The following is a 17531-nucleotide window of genomic DNA, read 5'->3' as shown; positions in this document are numbered from 1 at the left end:
ACCTTACCTAGAGTGCCGGAACCGGGATGTCTCACCCCTCCCCGGCTGATAGCACCCCATGCGTCCCCTCCCGCCCGTCCCACCGCCGGAGGAGGCCACACCGGTCCGGTCACGAGCCGCCGACCGACGTGGCGGCCGGGCGGCCGGGCGGCCGGGCGGCCGGGCGGCCCATGGTCCGCGGGCCGGGAGGGCGAGCGCTACGACGAGCGGGCTGCGCCGTCCCGCTCGGGTGCGGGGCGCGCCGGCACCTCGGCGCCGCCCACCGCCGTCGCCAGCACCGCGGCGAGCGCGGCCGTGGCCGTCGGCGTCGGTTCCCCACCCGGCGACGGGATGGTCACGACGGCTTCGTCGGCGGTCCCCCCGGGCTGCGCGCGGGCGACCCCCGGGCTCGCGAGCCGGCTCACACCCGGGTTCGGGAGGCTGATCGTGGCACCCGGAAGGATCAACCCCGCACCCCCGGCGTCCGAGGTGCGGCCCGCGCTGGTGGCCGCCGCGGCCGGCCCGCGCACGACCGGGTCCGCCAGGGAGCGCCCGGCGCCCGAGGCGCCCGGAACCGGGTCCATCCGGCGGGCCGCGGCGGGCTGGACCGCCTCGGGCCGTGGGCGGCGCGGCGGCGACAGCGGAGTCCGCGGGACTGCGCCGACAACCGACCGGACAGGCCCTCCGGCGCGGTCGGGGCTGCCCGCCGGACCCCCTCGCGTCGGCGAAGCGGACGAGTCGGACGGGAGCGCCGTATCGGGTGAAACAGCCAGGTCAGGCGGGGCAGCGGCGTCAGACGGGGCAAGCGGGTCAGACGGGGCAAGCGGGTCAGACGAGACGGCGGACACCGCCTGGACGGACGGCACCGGGCTGGCGGGCACCACGAGGCCGGGCGCGGCGCGGCCCAGGTAGCGACGGGCCCGCACCACGTCGACGATCATCGCCGGCGTGTGCCGGGTCACCCGGAACGTGCCGCCGGGGATCTCCGCCCAGTGGATCGGGACCTCGGCGATGCGGTATCCGATCGAGCGGGCGATCGAGAGCACCTCGACGTCGAAGCCGAATCCCGATGAGCGGGCGAGGCTGAACAGCAGCTTCGCCTCCTGGCCCCGGAACGCCTTGAATCCGCACTGGGTGTCCGCGACGTCCAGGCTGGCCAGCGATCGGGTGATCTGGTTGAACGCCCAGCTACCGACCCGGCGACTGCTGCTACGCACCGCACCGCCACCGATGCGGCGCGAGCCGAGCGCCACCTCGGCATGTTCCAGCGCGGCCAGCAACAACGGCAGATCGTTGACGTCCGAGGCGCCGTCGGCGTCCATGAAGACGATCGAGGCACCGTGCGCGACCGACACACCGGCACGCACCGCCGCGCCCTTGCCCGAGTTCCACGGCAACCGCAGCACACGGCCGCCCGGCAACCCGGCGAGATGCTCCTCCGCGACGGCGGCGGTGCCGTCGGTACTCCCATCATCAACCAAGATCACTTCGGCGTCGGGAATCTTGCGCATCATCGACACCAGCGGGGGCAGCGAACCGGGCAGGCGCATCGCCTCGTTGTAGGCCGGGATGATGACGCTCACGGGCACGCTGTCCAAGACTCAACTCCTAGGCTGCGACGGCGGGACCGGTGACAGACGCCAACGAGGGCGCAGCGGTTGGTGACGGCTGGACGAGATCAGCATGCAGTTTCAGGCGATTCACCAGGAGTGTCAATGTAAGTGCACCAAAGTCCGCCATCCCGACCTTCGTCCCCTTACTCCGCGGCAGGCACTTATTGGCCATACATTGGCTTATCGGACGTTCTCCCGGCGGGCCCAGCATACGGACACCGAGGAACAGATCGGACAGCGGGTGGACGGCGACCGGCCGGGCGGACGGGAATGATCAACCACGGAAAGCGACGGGCTCCCGACGGTCAGATATCCGCCCGGTCTCGCGAACAACAAGGAAAGACCACCAGGAGCACTATGCGGGCATTCCTCCGGCCCCGATTCGCCACGGCGACGGGGCTTGTGGAATCCGCCGCTCCCACGTCCACCCCCCGCAGCAGCGGGGCGCCCCGTTTGCCGGCAGACCGGCGCGGCCAGCGTCGACGCCGGCCGCGGACGGCCGTTCCACCGACGCCACTCGGCCCGATCGCGCCGGCTGCACCCGACTGCGGCGCGGTCTCCTGCGCGGGCATCCGGACACCCACGAGGTAAGCCGGGACTCCCGCAAAGGGACGCAATACGGCGGGTGCAATCGCGCTGCGTCATCAATTCGGGTCACCAGATCGGACCCCGATCCGGCACATGTGACCGGTGTATCAACCCGCCACGGGCTACGATCGCGACGCCGACGGCGGACGACGCTTGTCGACTCCGCCGCGCCCGGCTGGCGGCGCCGCAGGAACGGCAGCCGAAGGAGGGCACATGCCGCGATCCGAACGCGCCGCCCGCCCGCGGATGCGACCACCCCAGGCCGGCGATCCCGATGCTCAGCTACGCGGCCTGGTCGGCGCCGGACGCTCGCGGCTGCCTCCGGCGACGGCGATGCGGGCGCGCGACGCCGCCCGGCCCAGCGCGGACGACCTCGCCGAGGCGGAACGGGTGATGGTGCTGCGTCGCGGCCAGCGCATCACCCCGGCCGCCGACCCCGATCTCCCTACGACGCGGTACGGCCGGGCGACGGACCTGGGTTCGGCCCCGGAACACCGACAGGCTCCGGAACACCGACAGGCTCCGGAACACCGACAGGCGACGGAACAGGGACAGGCGACGACAGACGGACGGACGACGGCGGACGGACGGGGCGAAGGCGGCCGGCCGCGGCCACCGCGGCGACCCGATGGGCGGTCCGCCGGACCTCGCCGACCCGCGCCCGCGCCCCGCCTGTCAGCCCCCGCCCCGCCGGACCGGCCGGCCGGTCAGGACGCCGGGGACGCCGTGCCGGACGCCGAGGGGACCTCGCCGGTCCGCTCGTAGGCGGAGAGCATCCGCAGCCGGCGCACGTGCCGCTGCTCGCCGCTGAACGGCGTCGTGAGGAAGACCTCCGCGAACGCCAGCGCCTCGGAGACGGTGTGCATGCGGGCACCGAGGCTGAGCACGTTGGCATCGTTGTGCTGACGGGCCAGCGTGGCGGTCTGCTCGCTCCAGGCCAACGCCGCGCGCACCCCCACGACCTTGTTCGCCGCGATCGCCTCGCCGTTGCCGGAACCGCCGATGACGATGCCGAGGCTGTCCGGCTCGGCCGCGGTGGCCCGCGCCGCCGCCAGGACGAACGGCGGGTAGTCGTCGTCGGGGTCGTACTCGACGGGACCATGGTCGACGGGCGCATGGCCCAGCTCCACCAGGCGCTCGGCGAGCGCCGCCTTCAGGTGGAAGCCTGCATGGTCAGAACCTAGATGGACGCGCATGATGCGTCATCATGCCTGATCACGTGAAGATCGGTTCCACATCCCGGGAGCGCTTGAGCTCGAAGAAGCCGGGTGTGCCGGCGACCAGCAGCACTCCGTCCCACAGCCGGCCGGCGTCTTCGCCCTTGGGTGCCGGGGTGATGACCGGCCCGAAGAACGCGTTCTCGCCGACCGCGATCACCGGGGTGCCGACGTCCATGCCCACGCGGCCGATGCCGTCTGCGTGGCTGGCCCGCAGCTTCGCGTCCCACTCGGTCGAGGTCGCCGCGGCCGCGAGCGCGGGATCGGCGCCCGCCTCTGTCAGGGCGGCGGTGAGGGTCGCCTCGTCGAACTCGGCCTTTTCCAGGTGCCGGCGGCGACCGAGTGCGGTGTACAGCGCGGCGAGGACGCCCTCACCGTGCCGCTCGGCGGCGGCGATGCAGATCCGCACCGGGCCCCAGGCCTTCGCCATCATGGCCGCGTACTGCTCGGGCAGGTCGCGCCCCTCGTTGAGCACGGCGAGGCTCATCACGTGCCAGCGGACCCGGACCGGGCGGACCTTCTCCACCTCCAGCAGCCAGCGCGACGTCAGCCACGCCCACGGGCACAGCGGGTCGAACCAGAGGTCGGCGACGACCGTGCCGGGGTCGTCCTCGGCCACCGCCGGGGTGGACAGGGTCTCGGTGCTCATGCACGGCCTCCTCGAACGACAGCTCCGTTTGCCCAGCTAGAACCGATCAGGGTGGTGGACGCTTCCCGGTCGCCGCGAGATATCCGGCCACCCGGTTCACCACGGCGACGAACGGCACGGCGGCGATCGCCCCGGGGATGCCGGCGAGCACACCGCCGGCGGACAGCGCGATCACGATCGCGAGCGGGTGCAGCCGCACGGCCCGACGCATGACCAGCGGCTGCAGCAGGTGCCCCTCGATCTGCTGCACGGCCAGCACGACCGCCAGAATGATCAGCGCGTCGGTCACCCCGCCCGAAACGAGCGTGACCAGGACCGCCGCCACGCCGGCCACCGTCGCCCCGATGATCGGCACGAATCCGCCGAAGAAGGTCAGCAACGCCAGTGGCGCGACGAGCGGCACGCCGACACCGACCAGCCCCATCGCGATGCCGAAGGCGTCGACGGCGGCGACGAAGACGGTCCCCCGGATGTAGCCGGTGATCGTGAGCCAGGCCTCCCGGCCGGCGCCGCGCACCCGCTCCTCCGCACCCTCGGGGAAGCGGGTGACTATCCAGTCCCAGATCCGGTCGCCGTCGTAGAGGAAGAAGAACGTCGAGAACAGCGCGACGAGCAGACCGGTGATCACTTCGGCCGCGACCGACGCGCCGGAGATCACCCCGGAGACCAGCCGCCCCCGGTTGTTCGCCAGGTTGCGGCGGATGTCGTCGACGAGATTGTCGATCTGGCTCTGCGACAGGTGGAACGGCCCGTTGGTCAGGTAGCCGCGGATCTGCTCGACACCCGCGCTCACCTGGTCGCTGACCGTCGGGATCTCGTTGGCGGCGTTGAACCCGACGGCGACGGCGGCCCCCGCGAGCACGGCGAAGAAGACGAACAGCGCGGCGAACGCCGCACCGAGGCGCGGCAGGCCCAGCCGCTGGAACCGGTGGGCCAGCGGGTGGATGAGCGCGGAGATGAGCAGCCCGGCGATGATCGGGATGACCACGACCCGGACCCGGCCGATCGCCATCAGCAGGATGTAGATCGCCGCGCCGATGATGATCAGGCGCCAGGACCAGCCGGCCGACACCCGCAACGAGACCGGGATGTGCTCCTCGGCGCGGGCCGCGGGCGACTGCCCCGGGTCGGAGGCGTCGCGGGCGGGCGGCGGTACGGTCTCGCCCGGCTCATCCAGCCCGGCCGCCCGCGCGGCCCGCAGCATCCGCAGCCGGCGCGGGACGATCCCCTGCCGCGGGCCCCTGCCCACCCCGGCCACGGTGGCCCCGGACCCGGGGTCGCCCGCAGCTTCGATCGCCGGGTGCGTCGTGGTGCTCGCCGGGTGCGTCCCAGGGCTCGCCGGGTGCGTCCCAGGGCTCGCCGGGTGCGTCCCAGGGCCCGCCGGGTGCGTCGTGGGATGGGCGGGATGCGCCGAGGAACGGCCCGGCTCATCGTCCGGGTGCGCCGCCGCCCCGCCGCCGGTACCAGGACCGCCGTCCTTGCCGACGCCTGCGCTCCCACCCGGGTCCGGTGGCGCACCGCCGGCGCCCAGGTCCGGCCGGCCGGCCGGCGCTCCCCCGGCACCCGTCCCGGACCCGCCCGAACGCCGGCGCACGGGCACGCGGCCCAACCCGGCCACCCGCCTCACCCGCGCCCCCTCCGGCTCCGACACCCAGACGTCCCAGACACCCACGGCGTCCCGGACACCCACGGCGTCCCGACTGCCGACACGTCGGACGCCGGCACATCCCGACGCCCCCACACCCCACCGCGGCCAACATCGACCACGGCCAACGCGGCCTGACGGCCACGACGCCGCGCCGGACTGTCCGGACGTCGCCGCCCGCGCCGCCCGCGCGTGCGGGACATGTCGCCATCGTGCCGCACCGGCCCCGCGGACGGAGGACCTACCCCGCGCGAATCGCCACAATCCGGAGCTTGCCTCGGTGAACCGCCGCCCGGTCTGGCCCGGGCGGACCACCTCCACCGACGGCGTCCGGACCCGCCCGTCACGTGGGAGACCCCGCCCGTCACGTGGGAGACTGGGCCGACGGCAACGACCGTGCCGCGGCCACCCGGGCCGACCGGCGCCGACGAGTCCGACCGGCGCCGATGAGTCCGTGCGGCGGTGGGTTCCGCGCGGCGGCGCATCGCGGGGGTGCGGGCCCCGGGCTGCGGGCGGCCGCGTCGGGCCGGCCCAGGCCAGCGCGGTCGCGTGCCCGACAACACGCCGAACGCACCCGTTCCCGGGTACGTTTCGCGGGAATGCAGTGCCAGCCGAGAAGTCCGTGCCTGCCGAGAGGAACCGGGTGCCCAACAACCTCACCCGCGACGAGGCGCGCGAGCGCGCCCGCCTGCTCAACGTGGCGTCCTACGACGTCGAACTCGACCTGACGACCGGCCCCGGGACCTTCCGCACGTCGACCGCGGTCACGTTCACCGCCCGCGAGCCGGGGGCGTCGACGTTCATCGAGCTCGCCGCCGCCAAGGTCGACGAGGTCGTGCTCAACGGCAGGTCGCTGGACCCCGCCGCCGTGTTCGACGGCGAGCGCATCCGGCTCGACGACCTCGCCGAGTCCAACCGGCTCACCGTGGTGGGCGACGGCGTGTACTCGCGCACCGGCGAGGGGCTGCACCGCTTCGTCGACCCGGTCGACGAGGCCGTCTACCTGTACACCCAGTTCGAGACGTACGACGCGCACCGGATGTACGCCTGCTTCGACCAGCCCGATCTGAAGGCGACGTTCACGCTGACGGTGACGGTGCCGGCGGAGTGGTCGGCCATCTCCAACGGTGCGGTCGCGGCGGTCGCCGAGGCCGCGATCGGCGTGCGCATCATCCGGTTCCTCCCGACGCCGGTGATCTCGACCTACATCACCGCGCTCGTCGCCGGTCCCTACCACGAGGTCCGTGACCAGCACGACGGGATCGACCTGGGGCTGTACTGCCGGCGTTCGCTGGCCGAGTTCCTCGACCCGGCGGAGATCTTCGAGATCACCAAGGCGGGGTTCGACTTCTACCATCGCGTGTTCGACTACCGGTACCCGTTCGGCAAGTACGACCAGCTCTTCGTGCCGGAGTTCAACGCCGGCGCCATGGAGAACGCCGGCTGCGTGACCTTCCTGGAGGAGTACGTCTTCCGGGCCAAGGTCACCGAGGCCCGCCGCGAGCGCCGCGCCGAGACGATCCTGCACGAGATGGCGCACATGTGGTTCGGCGACCTGGTCACCATGCGCTGGTGGGACGACCTGTGGCTCAACGAGTCGTTCGCCACCTACATGTCGGTGCTGGCGCAGGTGAGCTCCACCCGGTTCACCAACGGCTGGACGACCTTCGCCAACGCGGAGAAGGGCTGGGCCTACCGTCAGGACCAGCTCTCCTCCACCCACCCGATCGTCGCCGACGCCCCCGACATGGACGCGGTGCGCACGAACTTCGACGGCATCACGTACGCCAAGGGCGCGTCGGTACTCAAGCAGCTTGTCGCCTGGGTCGGGCAGGAGGAGTTCCTGTCCGGGCTGCGGACCTACTTCCGCCGCTACGAGTACGCGAACACCTCCCTGCGCGACCTGCTCGACGAGCTGGAGAACGCCAGCGGCCGGGATCTGACGACCTGGTCCGCCGAGTGGCTGGAGACCACGGGCGTCAACACTCTGCGCCCGCGCTTCTTCACCGACTCCTCCGGCCTGTTCACCTCGTTCGACGTGGTGCAGGAGCCGCCGAGCGCCCCGCCGACCGCGTCGAAGGCGCTGCGCCCGCACCGGCTCGCGATCGGCCTGTACGACCGCGACACCACCGGCGCGCTGGTCCGCCGCGAGCGGGTCGAGCTGGACGTGACCGGCGAGCTCACCGAGGTGCCGAAGCTCGTCGGCGCCCGCCAGCCGGACCTCGTCCTGCTCAACGACGACGACCTCACCTACGCCAAGGTCCGCCTGGACGAACGGTCGCTGGCCACCCTGGTCGAGTCGATCGGCGCGATCTCCCAGTCGCTGCCGCGGACGCTGTGCTGGGCGGCGGCGTGGGACATGACCCGCGACGCGGAGCTCGCCGCGCGGGAGTACGTCCGGCTCGTGCTGTCCGGGGTGACCGCCGAGGACGACATCGGCGTGGTGCAGTCGCTGCTGGCCAAGGCCGACCTCACCATCGACGCCTACGGCGAGCCGGCGAACCGCACCCCGGCGCTGCGGGCGCTGACCGAGCGCGCCGAGGAGCTGGCCCGGTCCGCGCCGCCCGGCAGCGACGTGCAGCTCGTCTACACGACCACGTTCGCCCGGGCCGAGGACGCCGACCAGGTGGCCCGGGTGCGGGCGCTGTTCGAGGGCACCGACGTCATCGAGGGTCTCGTCCTGGACACCGAGCTGCGCTGGACGCTGCTGACCCAGCTCGTGGCGCGGGGCGTCTACGGCGACGCCGAGATCAACGCCGAGCTCGCCCGCGACCGCACCGCCACCGGCGAGAAGCGCGCGGCCACCGCGCGGGCCGCCCGCCCGAGCGCCGAGGCGAAGTCCGCCGCGTGGTCCGCGGTGATGGACTCCGACGAGCTGTCCAACCACCTGGCCGTCGCGACGATGAGCGGCTTCTGGATCTCCGACCAGATCGAGCTGACCCGGCCCTACGTCGCCCGCTACTTCGACGAGATCGGCGGGATCTGGGAGACCCGCAGCTTCGACACGGCCTCGACCATCACCCAGATGCTCTTCCCGTCCTCCGTCATCGAGCCGGAGACGGTGGCCAGGGTCGACGCGTACCTCGCCGACCGCAACCCGACGCCGCCGCTGCGCCGCGCCCTGCTCGAGGGCCGCGACGGGCTCGTCCGGGCGCTGGCCGCCCGCACCAAGGACGCCGCCGCAGCCGCGTAGGCTCCGGGCTCGGCGCTACGACCGGCACGTCCGAATCGAGGGCGTGCCGGTCGGTCGTCAAGATGAGTCGTCACGGTGAATCGCCGGCACGGCCGCCACGAGCCGCCTCGCCAACCTGTCAACCCCGCTCCGACCGGCGTGGGCCAGTGACAGGAGGTTGATGACGGTTTTCGCCGCTGCGGATGGCACCCACCTCCTGCAGTTCCCCGTGCCCGCCGGATCGCAGAAGACGGCGTCATCCGGCAATGCGGGAATCCGCGTACGCGAGTTGCGGACCGGCGGTTGCCGGCCGACTCTCGAGACTCGCCCGCCGAAGGTGCGCCGCGTCAGTGGGTCGCGTGGCTGCCTGCGGAGCTGGGGCTGGCCGGAGCACCACTGCCGAGGGCGGCGGTGCCGGGGGCGGCCGGGCCGGCCGCCTCGCCGAGCTGGCGGATGCCGGTCGTAAGTCCGCCGACCAGATCGCCCAGGGAGAAGCTGGAGGTCATCGTGAGCGCGGCGAGCCCGGACGCGGAGTCACTGATCCGTTTGCGGGCGGCCGGCGTGGTGGCTACCCGCACGAAGCACTGCCCCGGCGAGACGAGGATGAGCACGGCGGGATCCCGGGCCGGGTCCTCGACGAGGGTCGACAGGATCCGCTCCGCGGCGAGCCGCACGTCGCCGCGCACCGACCCGAGCCGGACGCCGAAGCGGACGCCGCTGTGCTTCTGGGCGAGTTCCAACGCCCGGTTCAGCCGCTCAAGCTGCTCCGAGGTGAACGCCTCACCAGTTGCCACTGGCACCACCCGCGCCGGGGACGGCCTTCTGCGCCCGCTCGCCCTCGATCTCCTCCGGCTTGGTGCCGATCCAGACCTCGTCGTGCTCCCAGGGCTGACCCGGCCGGTAGCGCGCCGGCCCGCTCTTGCGGCTGGACCAGGCGGCGAGCAGGATCGCGATCAGGAACCCACCGACGATCGTGCCACCGTAGATCCCCCAGGTCTGCAGGGCCGAGAGCGGATCGGGGTTGTACTTGGTCCCGATCTCCCCTGCGGAGGCGGCCGCCGCGAACACCGGCAGCGTGAAGAGCGTGAGGCCGCCGACGGTCAGCGCCCGGCGCAGGAAGGTGCCGCGCCGCGACGCCGGGCGCCCGCCCGGCCCTCGCGACGAATGGATCATACCGGCGAGAGGCAGCCAGCGGGACCAGCGCGGTTGACGAGGAGTCACGCAGCGAAGGTTACCGGGAAGTGGGTCTAGGGTCCTCTTTCAGGGGTGCCAACGGTCCCCGCGAGGGGGTGAGAAAGACCCCACCGGCAACGGATGCACCACGCACCTCGTCGACGCCACGCACCTCGTCGAGCAGCGCGCCGAGGCGCGCCACCGCGGGGTCGGTGCGCAGGCGTTCCACCGTGACCTCCCCGCCGTCGGCGTCGCGCACCGGCAGGCGCCAGTTGGGATAGGCGTCGACCGTGCCCGGCAGGTTCGGCTGATGCAGGTCGCCGAGGGCGTCACCGGGGGCGGCCAGCACGATGCGGCACGGTGAGCGCACCAGCAGCCGGTGCAGGGCGAAGGCGAGCTCGGTGCGGGCCGCCGGCGTGAACTGCACGCCGCCGCCCTCGGTGGCGCCCACCGGCCCGGCCAGCAGTCCCTCGGCTCGCAGCAGGTCGAGCAGCGCGTCCCGCTCGGCGCGCCAGCCGGCGGTCTCCGCCTGCTCGGACCGCCCGAGAAGGCCCAGCCCGGCCCGCAGCCGCACGTGCTCGCCTTCGAGATAACCCGCCGCGGTGGGCAGGTCATGCGTGGTGACGCTGGCCATCGTCGCCGCCCGGTACCGCGCCGGCGGCAGCGGACGGCCGGAGTCGTCCTGCTCGAACCACAGCACCGTGGACCCGAGCACCCCCGTACGCGCCAGCGTCGTCGCCACGGACGGCTCGACGGTGCCCAGGTCCTCGCCCACGACGACGGCACCGGTCCGCGCGGCCTCCAGGGCGACGAGCCCGAGCATCGCCTCGGCGTCGTAGCGGACGTAGGTCCCATTCGCCGCCCCGGCACCCTGCGGGATCCACCACAGCCGGAACAGGCCGAGGATGTGGTCGACCCGCAGCCCCCCGCCGCGGCGCAGCACTGCGGCCACCATCTGCCGGAACGGCGCGTACCCGATGTCGGCCAGCGCCTGCGGTCGCCACGGCGGCAGTCCCCAGTCCTGGCCCTGCTGGTTGAACGTGTCGGGTGGGGCCCCCACCGTGGCGTCGACGGCGAGGACGTCCTGCAAGGCCCACGCGTCCGCCCCGCCCGGATCGACCCCGACCGCGAGATCGTGCACGATCCCCGCGGCCATCCCGGCGCCTCGGGCGGCGGCCTGTGCCGCGGTGAGCTGGTCGTCGCAGCGCCGCTGCAGCCAGGTGTGAAAGGCGATCCGGTCGGCCAGCTCGACGCGGGCGGCCGCGACGGCGGGTGTGCCGGGATGCGCGAGCTGCGCGGGCCACGCCCGCCAGTCCGGCCCGTGCCGCTCGGCCAGCGCGCACCAGGTCGCGAAGTCGACCAGCCCCGGGGTGGCCGTGTCCTCGTCACCGCCAGGCCCGCCGGCACCGCCAGGCCCGCCGGCACCGCCAGGCCCGCCGGCACCGCCATCCGGGTCGCCGACCTCGGGGCCGCTGGCGCCGCGTGCGGCCCGGAACAGCAGCTCCAGCGCGGCGGACTTCGCCCGCCACACAGCGTCGCGGTCGAGCAGGCCGTCCGGCCGGCCGTCCCGGCGGGCCTCGCGGGCGAGCTCGTCGACGGCGGCCCGGGTCCGCTCGTCGGCCCGCGCGTACTCGGGCGTCGCCTCGGGCCGCAGGTAGAGCGGCGCGGCAAAGCGGCGGCTGACGGGCGAGTAGGGCGACGCGGCGACCGGGAGCGTCGGGGCGGCGGCATGCAGGGGATTGACGAGCAGCACATCCGCACCCGCCCGGCCGGACCAGTCCGCGAGATCGGCGAGGTCGGCGTAGTCGCCCATGCCCCACGAGGACGCCGACCGCAGCGCATAAAGCTGGATCATCCAGCCCCAGGCCCGCGCCGGTTCGGCGAGCGCCGGGGGCCCGGGCACCGCGTCCGGTACGGCGACGAGCGCGCAGCGAAAGCGCTGTGCCCCCACCGCGACGTGCAGCACGTGGTCGCCCAGCGGCAGCCCGGTGGGCAGGGCGAGCGGCCGGGCCTCCCACGGCTCGCCGTCGAGGGTCCGGCGTTCGGCGGGCTCGCCCGGCGGGTCGAGGAGGATCCGCCGGCCGGTGTCGAGTTCCAGTTCGGCCTGCACCACGGCACCCGCCGGCAGGTGCACGATGATCGGGCGCGGCGCGGCGGCCGAAACCACGGCGCAGGCCGGCAGCCGACGCCGCCAGGGCGCCTCCCGGGCCGCGGTGAGGGCCGCCGCGGGGTCGCTCGGGTCGATCCCCAGCAGGCGCAGGACCGCCCGCACGGTCTGCGGCGCGACCCGCACCAGCGCCCCTTCGGCGTCGCGGTACGCGGTCGCGACTCCGGACGCCTCGGCAAGCTCGGCGAGCTCCCGGGCGGGCGGCGCCGTCCAATCCCCGGCCGGGTCCGCAGGCTCCGCGACAGCCGCAGCGACGCCGATGACCGCGGCACCAGGCGCCACGGCACCAGGCACCGCCGTGCCAGGCACCGCGCTGACGGAATGCTGGGACGGCTCGGACCGGGCGGGATCGTCTGGGCTCACGGACCAGGATTCTCCGCCGCGAGACCCGGCCGGGACACACCGTCCGCCGGCGTGGGGGCCGGAGAGCCTGTGGTAGGAGAGGCGCCGGCCGGCGGCGGGCGCCACACCAGGTCGGCGTCCGTGCCCGGGGCGCCGCCCGCCAGGGTCAGCGCATCCCGGGGGTCCGAGGGGTCGGGGGTCGCCAGCGGCAGCCGCATCCGCAGCAGGGCCCCGCCGCTCGGCGAGCCCTCCGCGGTCACGGTGCCGCCGTGGGTCTTCACGGCGTCGGCGACGATCGCGAGGCCGAGCCCGGATCCCGGCAGCCCACGCGCCGAGGTGGCCCGGTAGAACCGATCGAAGACCTGGGCCCGCTCCTGCGGAGCGATGCCCGGCCCGTCGTCGGCGACGGTGACCTCGCCGTCGCGGGTGCGCACCCGCACGACCGACGCCGGCGGGGAGAACTTCACCGCGTTGTCGAGCAGATTGGTGACGGCTCGTTCGAGCATGTTCGCCCGGCCGTCGACCGGGGAGCCCGCGGCGTCGACCTCGATCCGGATGCCCTTGCCGGTGGCTCGTCGACGCACGCGTTCCGCGGCGGCGGCAANAATCTCGGCCAGGTCGAGCCGCTCCACGTCCTCGGTGGGCAGCTCGTCCCGGGCGAGCTCGACGAGCTCGCTGACCAGCCCGGACAGCTCGCGCATCTGGGCGTCCACGTCGCGCAGCAGGGCCTCGCGGTCGGCCGCGGGCAGTGCGCGGTGCGGGTTCGCCTCGGCGCGCAGCAACAGCTCGATGTTGGTCCGCAGGCTGGTCAGGGGGGTGCGCAGCTCGTGGCTGGCGTCGTCGACGAGCTGGCGCTGACGGGCTCTGGAGGCTTCCAGCGCGCGCAGCATGCTGTTGAGGCTCTCCGCGAGCCGAGTGATCTCGTCGGCCCCGGTGACGGGGATCAGCGCCGAGAGGTCCTGGGTGCGGGCCACCTCCTCGGCGGCCGCGGCGGCGGCGTCGACGGGTTTCAGTGCCGCCCGGGCCACGATCCGGCCAGCGAGCGCCGAGCCGACGACCCCGGCGACCCCGACGACGAGCAGCACCAGCCCGAGGTCGCGCAGAGTCCGGTCGACGTCGGTGGTCGGCCGGGCGAGCTGGAGCGCCCCGCCGGACGCCGGACGCTGCAGCGGGACCGTGACCAGTCGGTAGGACTGGCCGTCGACGGTGATCGTGCGCAGGTTCTGGGTCCGTTCCCGGCGGGCGACCTCGGCGTCGGCGGCGTCGACCGGGATCCGCACGCTGTTCCAGGACGACACGGCGTTCTGCAGCGGGTTGCCGGTGGCATCCAGGAACTGACCCTCCAGGCCGAAGCTGAAGGCCTGCAGGCCGAGTCCCAGGCCCAGCGAGTTGGTCTGGATGGTGTCCGCGGACGCCTCCGCCTGCTCGATGAGCTGGTCGTCGATGGCCTGGTTGAGAACGATGCTGGTGGCGCCGAGGGAGACCCCGGCGACCACCGCAACGGCGGCGGCCACCGCCATGCCGACGAGCAGCGCGAGCCGCGCCCGCAGAGTGAGCCGGCCCAGCGGCGAGGAGAACCTGAGCCGGGACCGCTGCCTCGACCCGACCCGCCGGGCGAAACCGTCGCGCCGGACGGCGCCCCTCGGCGGGCCGGACTCGCCGCCGGCGGGGGCGCCGGCACCACCACCGGCACCACCACCGGCAGCGCCGGCGGCACCGGCGGCACCGGCGGCACCGGCACCGGCGGGCACCGGATAGGCCGGCATCGGCCGCCCCCAGGACGGCGGCGCCGCACCGCTTGCCGGCGGTCCTGCGCCGGCTCGCGTCACCCGCGGTCCCCCGCCGGCTCACGCAGCACGTAGCCGACGCCGCGCACGGTGTGCAGCAGCCGGGGTTCGCCGCCCGCTTCGAGCTTGCGTCGCAGGTAGCTCACGAAGACCTCCAGCGAGTTGGAGGTGGGGCCGAAGTCGTAGCCCCAGACCCTTTCCATGATCATTGAGCGGGACAGCACCTGCCGCGGATGGCTGAGGAACAGCTCCAGCAGTTCGAACTCGGTCTTCGTCAGGGTCAGTTCGCGCTCGCCCCGGGTCACCTGGCGGCTGGCCTGATCCAGGCTCACGCCGCCGTAGCGCAGCACCGAGTCGGCGACCGCGCCCGACCCGCCGGCGCCGCCCGCCCCGGCGGCCCGGGCTGCGAGCGCCGCCCGGCGGGTCAGCGCCCGCAGCCGGGCGAACAGCTCCTCCAGGGCGAACGGTTTGACCAGGTAATCGTCGGCGCCGACGTCGAGGCCGCTGACTCGATCGGCCAGACCGTCACGCGCGGTCAGCATGAGCACCGGCACGTCGTCGCCACGGGCCCGCAACTGGCGGCAGGTCTCCAGCCCGTCGATGCGGGGCATCATCACGTCGAGGACCACGATGTCCGGTTGGTTGCGGCACACCGCGTCGAGAGCTTCCACGCCGTCGATCGCGGTCGTCACCTCGTAGCCCTCGAACCGGAGCGAGCGCTCCAGGGACTCCCGGACAGCCGCGTCGTCGTCCACCACCAGTACCCGCACGGCTCCAGTCTGCCTGTGCGCAGTGGACAGGTGGATGGTCGCCGGGCCGTCTCAGGAACACCTACCGCGATCTTCAGGCCAGCTTCAGCCAGGCCGCCGGCCCCGGATCCCCGGCTGCGACGGGGTTCCGCCTGGTGGCGCGGCGGGCCGGCGGCGCACGGCGAGCACCCCGGACGGGCTCACCCGGAGCGCGACGGGCTCGGCGGGTCCAGCCGCGGCCGCGGCAGGTCCTCGGTGATCGAGCCGCCCGGCAGTCCCGTCCCCGAGCCGTCGTCCTCGGCCTCGTCGTCGTTGCGCTCCTCCTCGTCGTCGTCGACCACGGTCACCTCGCTGCGCTGGACGGTGCCGAGGGCGATGCCGGCGTCGCTGAGTGCCGTGCGCACCCGCTCCCGCAGCTCGCGGGCCACCTCCCACTGCTTCAGCGGCTGGGTCTTGACCGCGAGACGCAGGGAGTAGCCGTCGGCGGTCATGGTCTCCATACCCCACACCTCCGGCTCGGCGAGGATGAGGCTGCTCCACCGGGGGTCCGCCCACAGCTCGTCGGCGGTGCGGCCGAGCACCCGCTTGGCCTCGCCGACCTCGGTGTCGTAGTCGAGCGGGACGTCGAGCACGGTCCTTGCCCATTGCTGGCTCTTGTTGCCGATCCGGGTGATCTCGCCATTACGGACGTACCAGACGGTCCCCTCGACATCGCGCAGCCTCGTCATCCGCAGGCTCACCGCCTCGACGGTGCCCGAGACGGCGCCGACATCGATGACGTCACCCACGCCGTACTGGTCTTCGAGCAGCATGAACATCCCGGACAGGAAGTCGCGGACGAGGTTCTGCGCCCCGAAACCGACGGCGATTCCCAGTACGCCCGCACTGGCGACGATGGGCGCGAGATTGATGCCCAGCTCGCCCAGGATGCTCAGGAATGCCAACCCGAAGACGAAGATGGAGGTCACGCTGCGCAGCAGCGAACCGACCGTCGCCGCCCGCTGCCGGCGCCTTTCCATCAGCACCGTCGGATCCCCGAACGCGCCCAGCAGCGTCCCGGCGCGGGAACCGCGGAAGAGCCCACCGCCGCCGGAACCAGCTCGTTCCGTGGTTCGCCGGATGAACCTGTGCAGCAGCGCCCGCACCACGAGGGCGATCAGCAGGATGAGGATGATCCTGATCGGGGTGCCCAGGAACACCTCCGCGCCGGAGGCAAGATAGTTACTGTGCGTAGCGTTATAGACGGTGCGACAGAGCAGCCCGGGGCTGGTCCCGCAGGCGTCGCGCAGCGCGTTCGCGACCCCCTCGAGCGAGACCAGCGGATCGGTGGTCACCGATGGACTCGGCGAGGGTGGCGGGGTGGCCGCCGCGGCGGCGGACAGCGGGCCCGGCGACGCGGTGGGCGACGGCGAGGCGGACAGCAGCATCCCCAGGCCGGGGATGAGCGGTTGGGCCAGCAGGGACGGGGCGGGCGTCACGACGTCGGTCATCCTTCCTGTCGATTCCGTCGGTCATGGCGGTCGCGACACCCCCGAGGCGGCCGTTTCGCGGCGTGGCGCGCCCACGACCCCGGGGGGGCGACGATCAGAGATCAGTCTCGCCCATGGGGACGGCCCATCGGTGCCCGCCCCCGGACGTGGCCGGCGGGCGACCACGCGCCGCCATGATGACCCCGCTCACATTGGATCGACGGAGAGTGACTAAAAGTTCACCGATTGATGGGCGGAGAGTGACAAAGGCCACCAGATATGTGCAGCGCCACGGCACGAAAGCCGATGACCATGCAAACAGGCTCGCGTTCTGCCGCCGAAGACGGTTGACTGTCCATTGTCACCGGAGACGCTTGGGCAGAACGGCCCGCAAAGGGCCCTCGGTGGGCAGGAGGTCGGCGCGTGGCAGAGGCGCTGGTTCTCAATGCCACGTACGAGCCTCTGTGCGTGGTGTCGCAAAGGCGCGCGCTCGTCCTGGTCCTGACCGACAAGGCTGTGATGGTCGAATCGGCGGGCCAGGTTCTTCGGTCCTCGACGACGTCTGTCGACGTCCCGATCGTGGTCCGGTTAGCGCGTTTCGTCCGGGTGCCATACCGCTCGCAGGTCCCACTGACCCGCAAGGGGGTGCTGGCGCGCGATCATCACCGGTGCGTGTACTGCAATGCGCCAGCAACATCGCTGGACCACGTCATTCCGCGCTCCCGTGGGGGCGCTCACGTATGGGAGAACGTCGTGGCGGCCTGCGGTCGCTGCAACCATGTCAAAGCCGACCGCGCCGTGGCTGATCTTGGCTGGCGGCTCCGCACGGCTCCCCGAGCGCCGAGCGGAGCCGCTTGGCGCATTCTGGGGTCCCGGCGGATGGATCCGCGCTGGTCGGCCTACCTGAGCACGGACGTGACCGAGGCCGCCTCGGCCTGAGGCACCCGACCCGGTCCCGGGTACGCGTTGTCGGCGCTGGGC

Annotated in this window: 13 protein-coding genes; 2 read left to right on the top strand and 11 right to left on the bottom strand. The window is 73.3% G+C overall.

From position 1 onward, the window contains the following. Positions 1–197 precede the first annotated feature (197 nt). From FF36_RS32155 to FF36_RS00240, 4 genes are all read right to left on the bottom strand, one after another. Complete coding sequence (locus tag FF36_RS32155) at positions 198–1568, bottom strand: dolichyl-phosphate beta-glucosyltransferase (RefSeq protein ID WP_236705724.1); 1371 nt, start codon at positions 1566–1568, stop codon at positions 198–200. A gap of 1319 nt (positions 1569–2887) precedes the next feature. Then, positions 2888–3376, bottom strand: coding sequence for a ribose-5-phosphate isomerase (locus FF36_RS00250; RefSeq protein ID WP_044882887.1), 489 nt, complete (start codon positions 3374–3376; stop codon positions 2888–2890). A 19-nt stretch (positions 3377–3395) separates the two neighbouring features. Beyond that, positions 3396–4046 carry a DsbA family protein gene (locus FF36_RS00245; protein ID WP_044882886.1) on the bottom strand — a complete coding sequence of 217 codons (651 nt, stop codon included), beginning with the start codon at positions 4044–4046 and terminating at the stop codon, positions 3396–3398. 46 nt (positions 4047–4092) lie between these two features. Then, positions 4093–5295 carry an AI-2E family transporter gene (locus FF36_RS00240; protein ID WP_044883036.1) on the bottom strand — a complete coding sequence of 401 codons (1203 nt, stop codon included), beginning with the start codon at positions 5293–5295 and terminating at the stop codon, positions 4093–4095. A 1039-nt stretch (positions 5296–6334) separates the two neighbouring features. Here FF36_RS00240 and pepN point away from each other — a divergent pair. Next, complete coding sequence (pepN, locus tag FF36_RS00235; protein WP_044882885.1) at positions 6335–8884, top strand: aminopeptidase N; 2550 nt, start codon at positions 6335–6337, stop codon at positions 8882–8884. Positions 8885–9210: 326 nt separating this feature from the next. On the opposite strand, the gene FF36_RS00230 is transcribed toward pepN, so the two are convergent. The 7 genes from FF36_RS00230 to FF36_RS00205 all read right to left on the bottom strand — a co-directional run bounded on the left by FF36_RS00230 (position 9211) and on the right by FF36_RS00205 (position 16571). Continuing rightward, positions 9211–9657: a DUF5130 family protein gene (locus tag FF36_RS00230; protein ID WP_044882884.1), complete on the bottom strand. Its 447-nt coding sequence runs from the start codon at positions 9655–9657 to the stop codon at positions 9211–9213. Further along, positions 9644–10036, bottom strand: a complete 393-nt coding sequence (locus FF36_RS00225; protein WP_082121557.1) for a hypothetical protein — start codon at positions 10034–10036, stop codon at positions 9644–9646. The genes FF36_RS00230 and FF36_RS00225 overlap by 14 nt, the downstream gene beginning before the upstream one ends. Before the next feature lie 58 nt (positions 10037–10094). Beyond that, entirely contained in the window at positions 10095–12566 is a 2472-nt protein-coding gene (malQ, locus tag FF36_RS00220) for a 4-alpha-glucanotransferase (RefSeq protein WP_082121573.1), read from the bottom strand. Continuing rightward, positions 12563–13051, bottom strand: coding sequence for a sensor histidine kinase (locus FF36_RS36635; RefSeq protein WP_339325584.1), 489 nt, complete (start codon positions 13049–13051; stop codon positions 12563–12565). The genes malQ and FF36_RS36635 overlap by 4 nt, the downstream gene beginning before the upstream one ends. Positions 13052–13150: 99 nt before the next feature. Continuing rightward, positions 13151–14311, bottom strand: a 1161-nt coding sequence (locus FF36_RS36630) for a histidine kinase dimerization/phospho-acceptor domain-containing protein (protein ID WP_242422206.1), incomplete at its 3' end; no start/stop codon positions are given. A gap of 59 nt (positions 14312–14370) precedes the next feature. Beyond that, the gene (locus FF36_RS00210; RefSeq protein ID WP_044882882.1) at positions 14371–15102 is read right to left on the bottom strand and encodes a response regulator transcription factor; all 732 of its coding nucleotides are present in this window, start codon (positions 15100–15102) and stop codon (positions 14371–14373) included. Between the two features lie 179 nt (positions 15103–15281). After that, positions 15282–16571: a mechanosensitive ion channel family protein gene (locus tag FF36_RS00205; RefSeq protein WP_044882881.1), complete on the bottom strand. Its 1290-nt coding sequence runs from the start codon at positions 16569–16571 to the stop codon at positions 15282–15284. A gap of 402 nt (positions 16572–16973) precedes the next feature. Here FF36_RS00205 and FF36_RS00200 point away from each other — a divergent pair, with 402 nt between their 5' ends. Then, positions 16974–17489: an HNH endonuclease gene (locus FF36_RS00200; RefSeq protein WP_009739884.1), complete on the top strand. Its 516-nt coding sequence runs from the start codon at positions 16974–16976 to the stop codon at positions 17487–17489. Positions 17490–17531 lie beyond the last annotated feature (42 nt).

It is taken from the genome of Frankia torreyi, from assembly GCF_000948395.1.
Taxonomy (GTDB): domain Bacteria; phylum Actinomycetota; class Actinomycetes; order Frankiales; family Frankiaceae; genus Frankia; species Frankia torreyi.
This window is presented reverse-complemented; position numbering and strand designations above follow the sequence as displayed.

Coding starts and splice junctions, on each gene's coding strand:
- FF36_RS00250 (WP_044882887.1), bottom strand. CDS start 3,376: ATGCGCGTCCATCTAGGTTCTGACCATGCAGGCTTCCACCTGAAGGCG.
- FF36_RS00245 (WP_044882886.1), bottom strand. CDS start 4,046: ATGAGCACCGAGACCCTGTCCACCCCGGCGGTGGCCGAGGACGACCCC.
- FF36_RS00225 (WP_082121557.1), bottom strand. CDS start 10,036: ATGATCCATTCGTCGCGAGGGCCGGGCGGGCGCCCGGCGTCGCGGCGC.
- FF36_RS36635 (WP_339325584.1), bottom strand. CDS start 13,051: ATGCTCGAACGAGCCGTCACCAATCTGCTCGACAACGCGGTGAAGTTC.
- FF36_RS00205 (WP_044882881.1), bottom strand. CDS start 16,571: ATGACCGACGTCGTGACGCCCGCCCCGTCCCTGCTGGCCCAACCGCTC.